The sequence below is a fragment of the Patulibacter sp. NPDC049589 genome, from assembly GCF_040675535.1.
Lineage (GTDB): Bacteria > Actinomycetota > Thermoleophilia > Solirubrobacterales > Solirubrobacteraceae > Patulibacter.
Genome location: NZ_JBFAPC010000320.1, coordinates 1 through 2,171, shown reverse-complemented (window position 1 = coordinate 2,171; position 2,171 = coordinate 1). Strand labels below are relative to the sequence as shown.

Annotated in this window: 1 protein-coding gene; it reads right to left on the bottom strand. The window is 75.4% G+C overall.

The features are described from left to right. A partial coding sequence (locus tag AB0L40_RS27670) for an ATP-binding protein (protein ID WP_364362003.1) occupies nt 1-2,171 on the bottom strand: 2,171 nt, incomplete at both ends.

The following is a 2,171-nucleotide window of genomic DNA, read 5'->3' as shown; positions in this document are numbered from 1 at the left end:
GTCGGGAGCGGCCTGCGGACGGGCGCGGCGGCGTGCCCGAGCGCCGGCGCGGCGTCGGCGGCGGCCCGCTCGTCCGCGACGGGCAGGACGACCGAGATCCGCATCGTCGTCCCGGCCCCGGCCGCGCTCTCCATCGTCAGCGTGCCGCCCATCGCGTCGATCAGCTGGCGGGAGATCACGAGCCCGAGGCCCGTCCCGTCGCTGCGGCGCGCCGCGTCGGTGCTGGCCTGCGTGAACGGCGCGAACAGCCGCGACTGGTCCTCCGCCGACACGCCGATCCCGGTGTCCTCCACGAGGATGCTCACCCGCTGGGAGCCCTCCGAGGCGGGGCCCGTCCCGCCGGCCACGACGATCCGCACGCCGCCCTCGGCGGTGAACTTGATCGCGTTGCCGACGAGGTTGCCGAGCACCTGGCGCAGCCGCAGGACGTCGACCTCGTGGGCGGGCGCCAGGTCGTCGCCGACCACGGCCTCGAGCGTCAGGCCCTTGCGGCGGGCCGTGTGGGCGTGCTGCGCGGCGATCTCCCGCGCGACGCTCGGCAGCGCGACGGGCGACGGGACGAGCTCCAGGTGCCCGGACTCGATCTTCGAGAAGTCGAGCACGTCGCCGATGACGGCCATCAGCGCCTGCGCCGAGCGCGCGGCGACCTCGACCCGCTCGCGCTGGCGCTCCTCGAGCTCGCCGAGCGCGAGGACCTCGAGCGTGCCGGTGACCGCCACCAGCGGGGTCCGCAGCTCGTGGCTCATCATCGCCAGGAAGGCGGACTTCGCCCGGTCCGCACCCTCCGCGGCCTCGCGGGCGCGGAGCAGCTCGGCCTCCAGCGCCTTCTGCTCCGTGATGTCGTTGATGTAGCCGTAGAGGTCCGCCGCACCGCCGCCCGCCGCGCGCACGAGCGCGTGGCCGTGGACCCACGCGACGTCGCCCTCGGGGGTGCGGATCCGGTACTCGTGCTCCCACGTACCGCCGTCGTGGGCGGCGGCCGAGACGAGCGAGTCCAGCCACGCGCCGCGGTCCTCGGCCAGCACCGCGCGGGAGACCGCCGGGAAGTCGACGCCGTCGTCGCTGCCGACGCCGTGCACGCTGGAGTCGCGGCTCGCGAAGCGCACCGACAGCGCGCGGTCGCCGTCGACGTGGAACTGGAAGACGGAGCCCGGGACGCGGTCGGCGATCGTCTGCAGCCGCCGGCGGGCCTCGATCGCCTCGTGCTCGATGCGCTCGCGGCCGCGCAGCTCGCGCTGGACCGCGTCGGTCATCTCGTCGAAGTCGTCGGCGAGCTCGCGGATCTCGCGGACGCCCTCGCGCTCCGCCCGCGCCGACCAGTCGCCGCCGCGGATCCGGCGCGTCACGCTGGTCAGCCGCTCCAGGGGGCGGACGACGAAGCGCGTGGCGATCGTCAGCAGCAGCACCAGGACGAGCCCGAGGGCGGCGAGGACCGCGGACTGGGCGACCAGCAGCCGGTCGGTCTTGCGCTGCAACTGGTCGGCGCGCTGGGCGGTCCGCAGGTCGACGACCCCGGTGAAGCGCTCGATCGCGGCCATGATCCGGCGCTTCTCGCGGTGGTACGCCGGGTCGACGAGCCGGCGGTAGTACGGCGCGACGTCCATCAGGAACGTGCCGCCCGTCCCGCGCGCGATGCGCGGCGCGACGTCGGACATCATCCGGACCTCGAGCCGCGCCAGGCGGTCGCTGACCCGCAGCGACGCGTCGAGCGCGGCGAACTCCTCCGAGGAGAAGCGCGCGCGTCGCATCAGCTCCGTCAGCGACGCGGGCGGGCCGACCCGCACCCGCCCGTAGCCGTCGGCGAGCACGCGGTCCCAGAACGAGCTGTCGTAGTTGACCGGCCGCGGGGCCGAGCCGCGGCGGATCGCGAGGATCCGGTCGTAGTAGTCCCGGTAGACCGGGGCGCCGGTCGTGACGTACAGGCGCACCATCCGCGTCAGGTCGTTGCTGCTCTGACGCATCTGGTCGGCGAGCCGGAACGACGAGACCCGCTGACGCTCCGCGTCGTTGCGGGCCGAGGCGGTGCGCAGCTGGACGATCGTGACCCAGAAGAGCGCGACGGCGAGGACCAGCACGACCGCGAGCAGCGCGCCGAGGGCCTGGCGCAGGGACGGGACCGGCCGCAGGCGCCGGTGCGGGGCGATCACCCGGCGCGCGGCCGCGGCGGGCGG